This window comes from Streptomyces sp. NPDC007189 (assembly GCF_040703635.1).
Taxonomy (GTDB): domain Bacteria; phylum Actinomycetota; class Actinomycetes; order Streptomycetales; family Streptomycetaceae; genus Streptomyces.
In genome coordinates this window covers 1-7807 of the sequence record NZ_JBEYEY010000056.1, presented here as the reverse complement: position 1 = coordinate 7807, position 7807 = coordinate 1, and the positions used below count along the sequence as shown (strand labels likewise).

Sequence of the window (7807 nt, the reverse complement as noted above, 5' to 3'; positions counted from 1 at the left end):
GCGGCGCCCGGGCCGGCTGGGTTGCCCGAGGAGGGTGTGGGCGCGGAGGCGGCGCTCGGGTGGTTCGGTGAGCGGTGGGCGCATCTTCAGAACCTCTACGAGCCGGAGACTTGCCACCCCCTCATCCAGTCCACCGCGGCGCTCTCCTCGCAGGGCAGCACGGCGTTGACTTCTGGGCCGAGCCAGCTGAACCATTCACACTGATCATCAGCGAGCGGGCCATCTGAGCCACGCCAGCCCGAAACGAAGGCCAAAAGGCGGGCAGCCAACACGTCCGGCTGAAAACCGCCGTCGGGTTCTGGATCCCACGGACCGGCTCCCGACACTACGAACGGCAGACCGTCGGCGATCAGCCGACTTGAGCCGCGTCCGCAGCACGTACTTCCAGCCTGTCTCAGGCGCTTCGGGGCCCCTCAGACAACTGCCGGCCGAAGAACGGAAACGTCTCAGAGGTCAGCCGCAACAGCACTTCTCCGTCAGGCCATTTCACTCTTCAGCGCATGATGAATGAGGTCAGTCAACCTGCTCAAGCGTGCCTTGTGACGGCATCGCCTCCAAGCTGCCACATCTCATAGTTCCCACATTCTGCCGTGATCTCGGCCGTCGACTGAGCCGCAGTGACGAAGTCATCTACTACCGGCGAGGTCTGAGATGCCGCCACCGCGAGGCACACCTGGTCGGGCGCCAGATCCCGGATGGGCACATAGACGACGTCCGGATGCGAGTAGAACACGGACGCGGAACGGGCCAGGAAGGAGATGCCCCGGCCGGCCGCGACATGCTCGAGCGTCTCGTCCACCCCGCGCACCGGGTACCCGGCATTGGGGAGCGGGCGCTCGGTGGGCTGCGTGCTCGGGTCACCGTGCCAGACCAGCGGTTCGCCGGCCAGGTCGGCCTCGGTGACCTCCGCTTTGCCGGCAAACCGGTGTCCGGCGGGCAGTACCGCTACCCGCGGCTCGGTGTACAGCGGGGTGACGCGCAGGCCGGCCTCGTCGATGGGCAGCCGCACATAGCCGACGTCGATGCGGCCGTCGAGCAGCATCGCAGCCTGGTCGTCCCCTTCGATCCGCTGCACGTCCACGACCACGTCCGGGTGCCGGTCCTCGAACGCACGGGCCGCCGGGGTGACTGCAATGCCGGCCCGGAAACCGACCATCAGCCTCCGCTTGCCGCTGGCGGCCGCGGACACCCGGCGGCGGACCGCGTGGGTTGAGGCGAGCAGCGGACCGGCGTCGGCCAGCAGTTGCCTGCCCGCGTCTGTCAGCTCTACGCCGTGGCGATCCCTGGTGAACAGCGAGGCGCCGAACGTTCCCCTGACCAGCCAGGGAACGGATGCGGCCAAGAAGATCGTCGGGAGGAAGCGCGGCATCCTCACCGACACGATCGGCCTCATCCTTGCCGTGACCGTCACCGCCGCCGGCCTCTCGGAGAACGCCCTGGGAATGCGCCTCCTTGACCAGGCGATGGAGAAGTACCCCACCATCTCCAAGAGTTGGGTCGACACCGGCTTCAAGAACGCCGTCGTCGAGCACGGCGCCCGCCTCGGAATCGATGTCGAAGTCGTCAACAGAAACCCGGATACCCACGGGTTTCACGTCGTGAAAAGACGCTGGGTGGTCGAGCGGAGTATCGGTTGGATCATGATGCACCGCCGTCTGGCCCGCGACTACGAGACCCTCACCACCAGCTCCGAAGCCATGATCCACATCGCCTCGGTCGACAACCTCACCCGGCGCATAACGGACGAGACCACGCCCACCTGGCGAGGGACGTACTAGGGCATCAAGGGCAATCTGCCTACTTCAAACGCCCTCTTAGCCTCGCGCTTTCATGAGGGGAGGTACTGATGGGCAATCAGGGCATGAGCGACCATCGCTGTCCTGTTGTTTTGCCTCCTGGGCGACCTCTGCCGAGCATCCGCTGCATTTCACCTTCGAGGTGAAGTCCTCGACGTGCCAGTTTCGTTGGTCTCGAAGGCCAGCGAGCACAACGGTTCTTCCGCTGAGGCTGGCCTCAGTTGTGCGCCAGCCAGACCAAGTGGTCCACCTCGAAGTTCTTCAAGGCGACGCAGACGAGGACGAAATCGGCCGCGCTGGCATGGCTGGTTCGCGGTCGGCACCCCGCGAGCCAGACTTGTAGAGTGGGGTGAAGGTTTTTCTGCGTAGCGGCGAGGGCGGACGATGCAGCTGACGTCTGCACAGGTATTCCATCATCGGTGGTGCGCGGCGCTGGCCGCCCAGGACACGGCCGCGTTGCGTGAGCTCTACCATGCCGACGCGGTGCAACTGTCGGTGGGCACCGGCCGCACGCTGCTCGGTGCGGAAGCGATCGCGGCTGGTTTCGCGGAGTTCTTCGGCATCGCCGGCGCTGTCAACACGACGGGAGTCGAGAGTTTCATCGACCTCGGCACCTCGTTCGTCGCGGAGTCCACGCAGTCGACCGGCTTCGCGCAGGCCACGTCCTACGACGTCTTCGCCCTTGACGGCGGCCGCGCCCGCTTCCACGCCGGTGGCTCGATCTTCCCACGCTCGCCCGCCGCGTTACCAGCCCAGGATCCCGCCGCCCCGGGCCAGGCGTTTTTCCGGCGGCTCTGGGACGCCATCAGCATGCAGGACGCCGCGACGCTCACGAGCCTCTACGCCCCCGACGCCGTGCACGCCTCCGTGGCCGGCACCATGCGCGGCGGCCAGGTGATCACGGACAGCCTCCGACAGCGCTGGCGGCAGGTCGGCCCTCCACAGCTCAGGAGCTTGTCATGCTTCGTCGAGGGCCCGGACGCGCTCGCGGTCGAAGGCATCGCGAACCTCGGCTTCGGCCCAGATGTGCGGCTCGACGTGGAATTTTACGAAGTCTGGCTGCTGCACCAGGGCCGGGCGGTGTTCGTCACCAACGGCCTGATCAGCCCGCGTCCGGCCGAGCTGCGCCAAGGTCTTCAGCATTACGCCGACAACCAGATCCGCAACATTCAGACCGTCGCCCAGGGCCTGGCCAATCTCCACGCTCCCCGGTATTGGTACTAGCTAGTGATGCCGATCTTGCGGTCAGTACAGCGACGCTTGGCCGGAACCGCCACCGGGCGCGGAGGAAGATGTTTCAGCGGCACACTGTGACGGGCAGTGGTGTCACGCTGTTGGGCCCCCGGCCACAGCAGCCAACTGGCGTTTCTTGGAGGGGACATGGCCACCGGCAGGGTGAAGTGGTTCAACGATGCGAAGGGCTTCGGTCTCATCATCCCGGATGAGGCCGGCGAGGAACTCCCTGTTCATTACAGTGAGATCCGAGTGGACGACGGCTTCAAGTCACTTGCGGAGAACCAGAAAGTCCAGTTCGAGATCAAGACCGGCCCCCAGGGCGCACAGGCTGTCAACGTCGTGCCGCTGTAGCCCCCGGCACTACGACCCAGACAGCGCCCGGTGCGCTTGCGTCGAGCCAAGACGGCGCGGCGAGAATGCTCATCAGGACCAGTCTCCCGCTCGCCGTGCCGGCCCACCCAGTCGAGGAAGAACAGCGGTTGTCTCACCTCGCGCTTTCGGGAGGTGAGCTGTCCAGGAGTTGATCAGAAACACGGAAAGTGCCCTTGACCTGCAACGATAGGACTCCCTGAGGGTCCTGTTTGCTGCAAGGAAGAGCACTTTCCAGGTGAAGGAGCCTATTTCGTCGTACCTCCGTGTCTGTGTCCAGGGAGACGGTCGGCAGGTGGTCTCACAGGCCGGTGCGGTCCTACTGCTGGAGACGGTCCGTAAGGTCGGCCTTGACCAGGCGATATCCGCGCAACTGGCATCCTGGCGCAAGCTGCGGACCGTCCCCGACCCGAGCAAGGTCCTGCTGGACCTTGCTCGGCGGTCGTGCTGGGGGGACTGCCTCGCGGACGTTTCGATGCTGCGGTGCGAGCCGGCTGTTTTCGGCCCGGTCGCTTCCGATCCGACCCGACGGTCTCCCGCCTGATCGACGCCCTCGCCGCCTCGGGCGAGAAAGCCCTGCAGGCCATCCGGTCCGCACGGGCCGAAGTCCGCACCCGGGTCTGGTCGTTGGCGGGCAAGAACGCCCCGGACGCCGATGGACAGGTCACGGTCGATCTCGACGGCGTCCTGGTGATCGCGCACTCCGACAAGGAGGACGCGGCCGCGACCTGGAAGGAGACCTACGGCCATCACCCCCTGACGGCCTTCGTCTACCACGGCCCGGGGGGGGACCGGAGAGCCGGTGGCCGCTCTCCTCAGACCGGGGAACGCGGGCTCTAACACGGCCGCCGACCACATCACCACCGCGCAACTGGCCCTGGCCCAGCTGCCGAAGAAGTACCGGCGAGGGCGGCAGACGCTGATCCGCACGGACTCCGCCGGAGGCACCCACGACTTCGTGTTCTGGCTCGCGAAGCGAGGCCGGTGGCTGTCCTACTCGGTCGGCATGACGGTCTCCGAAGCGATCCACGAGCACGTACTGAAGATCCCTGCTTCGGCCCTGGACGCCGGCCGCCGAGTCCGACGGCAAAATCCGCGACGTGGCCTGGGTTGCCGAGCCGGGCCATCGTCCTGACCTGCACCTGACCCGCCGCCACCGTCCTCGATCATCGATGGGCCCTGACCAGGACGTTCCGTACGATCACTCTGCTGATGTCAGGCCTCGCCGCGGACGGCATCAGCACCCACGGTTGACCTGCGCGGGAGCCTTGTGGACGACGGCGGGCCCCCAGCCGCACTCCCGAGCAGGCAGCCTGTGTCCTACTGTGCTGCCTCGTCCTCGACGTCGCGGACCAGGTCGATCGCCCGCCCCAGAGTGGCGAGTCGGACGTCGAGGGTATCGCCGGCGGGATAGAAGCGCACGGTGTCGACACCGGCGTCGCGCCACACGCGCAGCCGCTCGCGCACCATGTCCTCGGTTCCGATCAGAGTGGTCGCAAGCACCATCTCGTCCGTGACCAGGCCGGCGGCGCCCTCCCGGTCCCCGGCCTGCCAACGTGTCCGGACGTCGGCCGCCACCTCCGCCCAACCCTGGCGGCTGTAGGCGTTGTTGTAGAAGTTGGTGGTCGCGGAGCCCATGCCGCCGAGACTGAAGGCCAACTCCTTCTTGCGTCGGGCCACCATCGCACGCAGTGCGTCCTCGTCGTCGGCGAAGGCGACCTCGGCGCCCTGGCAGATGTCGAGGTCGGCGCGCGTACGACCGGCGGTGGCCAGCCCCTGGTCCAGGTGGTCGAAGTACGCCTCCTTGGCGCCTTCGGGCACGAAGCTGGTGCCCAGCCAGCCGTCGGCGATCTCACCGGTCAGGTGCAGCATCTTCGGCGAGAGGGTCGCCAGGTAGACGGGGATGTCGTATTCGGCGCGCATCGACAGGCGCATGGGCTTGCTCTCCCCACTCGGCAGCGGGATGCGGAACTCGCGCCCGGCTTCCGAGGCAGGGGAACTGGCTGCTCCTCGTGCCCGGCGGTCCGCACCTGATCGGTGACTTCTGCCGGGAGCTGGCCTCCATACATGAGCCGACCCTGTGCACCGACTACTGCCCCACAGCCCGGGTCTTTGCCCGCAGAGTCCCGGCCCACTACGCCGCCGTGCGGCTCCTTCTCCCGCTCACACAGTGGCGCTTCTTCGCGGCGGACGAAATTCCCGACACCCTGATCAGCCCCGAGCAGCCGATCCTGGCGGACTACGCGCGCCTCCTCGCACAGAGGCACCAGAACAGAGACGGAGCCCTGTGACTTCAGGACTACGGCTCCTTCCTGGCTAACTGTCTATGCGAGGCGGCAAACACCGCTTGACGCATGGCGCACACCAGTGCGGTCGGCGCCGAGGTGAAAGCTAGCGATCCGAACCAGGTCGTCCCTCCGGCCGAGCTTGCCATCGGCCAGCAGCTCATCGCACGCATGACGGGATCGACGCCAGTCCCCATGCGACCGTGGCAAGGCCAGCTGCCAGCTGACGAGCAGCCCTCGCCTATGCAGTGCGTGGTCGGCGGCTCGCCGTCTTCTTCGCGGCCGTCTTCTTCGCCGTGGTCTTCTTCGCCGTGGTCTTCTTCGCCGTGGTCTTCTTCGCGGCCGTCTTCGGCTTCAGTTTCGGCAGCTCGTGCACCTCGGCCGGCCCGGCCTCCTCGCCGCGGGAGGCCTTCACCTTCGACACCGACTCCTGCAACGCGGCCATCAAATCGAGCACCGCAGCCGACCGCTCCGGCTCCGGGGCTGCGGGTAGGGGCTTCGCCTTGCGTTTGGCCTCGATGATCTGGGCGATGGCCTCGGTGTGGCGGTCCTCGAAGTCGGGACCCTGCTGCGTGTCCACAGTCATGGTGTCCGTCAGCGCCAGGGCGCTGTCGATCTCTTCGTCGCTCACCTCGACCGGCGGCGGGAGCAGCTCGGTGGGGTCGCGGATCTCGTCCGGCCAGCGCATGGCGTGCAGGAACAGGACGTCGTCGCGGACCCACTGCGAGCCCCCTTCGCCGGACGTGTGATCTCGAGCAGGCCGAGCTGCCCTTCTTCAGTGGCGGGCGGCGGTTTCAATGTCGGCGAGGAGCTGGTGGATGCGCAGTGCGTGTGTGAAGTCGGGAACCTCGTGGGTGCCCTCGGCCAGGTCTTTGGCGAATGCCGCGTACACGGCGGCGACGTTGCGGGGAGGTCCGGCAGGTACGGCGGCCAGGTCGGCGGCCAGGTAAGTGGGCACCGTCAGGGGGCTCACCTCGGTGGCGGTCCCGTTGCCGCCGGCGAGGGTCAGTTCGGTGCTCTGGATGTTGCCGTCGGCGGACGCACTGGTCAGTAGAAGGTCGCCGGAGGTGCCGTTGATCTCCCAGCGCAGGCCGCCCGCGCGGGAGCGGCCGCCGCGGTAGAAGACGGACGCGACGGCGCCCGAGCGCAGGGCCGCGGTCACCGCGACCTGGTCGGGTGCGGTGACCGGCACGGTGGTGTTCTCCTCGGCGATCAGGGCCTCGGGGCGTGCGACGGCGAGGGTTGCGGTGACGCGGTCGATGTCGCCCAGGACGTAGGTGAGCGCGTCCAGGGCGTGCGCGGTGGACACCGACAGCGTGGTGACACCGTTGGTGACGTCGAAAAGGAAGGCGTACTTCCGGCTGGTCACGGCGTCCCAGCCCACGGCGGACCCGGTCAGGGTCGTCGCCAGTACCCGCCCGGCGTAGCCCTCGGTGACCAGCTCGCGCAGGCGCCGTACGGCCGGGGCGAATCTGGCCTGCAATCCGACGGCGGTCCGCAGGCCTGCCGCCGCGGCCAGCTCGTTGAGGTGGGTGGCCTCTTCGAGGTTCACGCCGAGCGGCCATTCGCTGTAGACCATCTTTCCGGCGGCGAGCGCCTGTGCCGCGAGGTCGTGGTGCTGGGGGACCTTCACCGCCACCACCACGAGGTCGACGTCCGGGTGGTCGATCAGCGCCCGGGCATCGTCGAAGGCGTCGACGCCCCAGGCCGCCGCGGCGGCGTCCGCCGAGGCGCGCCGGCTGGTGGCCACGGCGCGCAGCCGGTAGCCGGGCAGGGCCCGCAACGCGGGGATGTGGGCGGTGACCGCCCAGCTCGGCGTGGTCGGGCTGGCCCCGATGATCCCCACTCCGATCTCTTTCACGGCAGCTCCCTTCCTGGTACCTGTCATGCATCCTGGTATCTGATGAATACTGCTCCTACGATCATTGGACCGGTCGTCGAAGCCGGCAAGAAGGCAGTTGGAAGTGCCCTGGTATCACCGGAGGAACCGATGGCAGCCCCTGTGGACGAGTCGGCGCACTGGCATACTGAGCTGTCCTGGGTTTCGTAGAGTGCGGTGGTCTTGTTTCAGGCGGGCTGCTGGGTGGCTTCCTGTTGTTGCCACCAGCCGCGTTCGTACTC

The 7807-nt window shown here is 67.5% G+C and carries 7 protein-coding genes and 3 pseudogenes; 6 read left to right on the top strand and 4 right to left on the bottom strand.

Annotated features, from left to right (window positions below):
- A partial coding sequence (locus AB0950_RS40165) for a hypothetical protein (RefSeq protein WP_366780792.1) occupies window positions 1-204 on the top strand: 204 nt, incomplete at its 5' end.
- A 322-nt stretch (window positions 205-526) separates the two neighbouring features.
- Here AB0950_RS40165 and AB0950_RS40160 read toward each other — a convergent pair.
- The gene (locus AB0950_RS40160) at window positions 527-1381 is read right to left on the bottom strand and encodes a LysR family substrate-binding domain-containing protein (RefSeq protein ID WP_366780791.1); all 855 of its coding nucleotides are present in this window, start codon (window positions 1379-1381) and stop codon (window positions 527-529) included.
- Here AB0950_RS40160 and AB0950_RS40155 point away from each other — a divergent pair.
- The 4 genes and pseudogenes from AB0950_RS40155 to AB0950_RS40140 all read left to right on the top strand — a co-directional run.
- Window positions 1305-1778 (top strand): annotated as a pseudogene (locus AB0950_RS40155) (transposase); the annotation flags it as partial. The gene AB0950_RS40160 and the pseudogene AB0950_RS40155 sit on opposite strands and share 77 nt — an antisense overlap.
- A gap of 402 nt (window positions 1779-2180) precedes the next feature.
- Window positions 2181-3020 carry a nuclear transport factor 2 family protein gene (locus tag AB0950_RS40150; RefSeq protein ID WP_366780789.1) on the top strand — a complete coding sequence of 280 codons (840 nt, stop codon included), beginning with the start codon at window positions 2181-2183 and terminating at the stop codon, window positions 3018-3020.
- A 156-nt stretch (window positions 3021-3176) separates the two neighbouring features.
- Window positions 3177-3383 carry a cold-shock protein gene (locus AB0950_RS40145; RefSeq protein WP_360160611.1) on the top strand — a complete coding sequence of 69 codons (207 nt, stop codon included), beginning with the start codon at window positions 3177-3179 and terminating at the stop codon, window positions 3381-3383.
- Between the two features lie 256 nt (window positions 3384-3639).
- Window positions 3640-4519: pseudogene (locus AB0950_RS40140) on the top strand (transposase); the annotation flags it as partial.
- 202 nt (window positions 4520-4721) lie between these two features.
- Here the strand turns inward: AB0950_RS40140 and AB0950_RS40135 are convergent.
- Window positions 4722-5384 (bottom strand): annotated as a pseudogene (locus AB0950_RS40135) (LLM class flavin-dependent oxidoreductase); the annotation flags it as partial.
- A gap of 29 nt (window positions 5385-5413) precedes the next feature.
- Here AB0950_RS40135 and AB0950_RS40130 point away from each other — a divergent pair.
- Complete coding sequence (locus AB0950_RS40130; protein ID WP_366780788.1) at window positions 5414-5692, top strand: hypothetical protein; 279 nt, start codon at window positions 5414-5416, stop codon at window positions 5690-5692.
- 235 nt (window positions 5693-5927) lie between these two features.
- Here the strand turns inward: AB0950_RS40130 and AB0950_RS40125 are convergent, their stop codons facing one another.
- Window positions 5928-6374 carry a hypothetical protein gene (locus AB0950_RS40125; RefSeq protein ID WP_366780787.1) on the bottom strand — a complete coding sequence of 149 codons (447 nt, stop codon included), beginning with the start codon at window positions 6372-6374 and terminating at the stop codon, window positions 5928-5930.
- Between the two features lie 87 nt (window positions 6375-6461).
- A complete protein-coding gene (locus tag AB0950_RS40120) occupies window positions 6462-7547 on the bottom strand; it encodes a Gfo/Idh/MocA family oxidoreductase (protein ID WP_366780786.1) in 1086 nt (361 codons plus the stop codon).
- Between the last annotated feature and the right edge of the window lie 260 nt (window positions 7548-7807).

Bases quoted from the DNA above. Each gene is read 5' to 3' on its own strand.
- AB0950_RS40150 (WP_366780789.1), top strand. From the start codon at position 2,181: ATGCAGCTGACGTCTGCACAGGTATTCCATCATCGGTGGTGCGCGGCG.
- AB0950_RS40145 (WP_360160611.1), top strand. From the start codon at position 3,177: ATGGCCACCGGCAGGGTGAAGTGGTTCAACGATGCGAAGGGCTTCGGT.
- AB0950_RS40125 (WP_366780787.1), bottom strand. From the start codon at position 6,374: ATGCGCTGGCCGGACGAGATCCGCGACCCCACCGAGCTGCTCCCGCCG.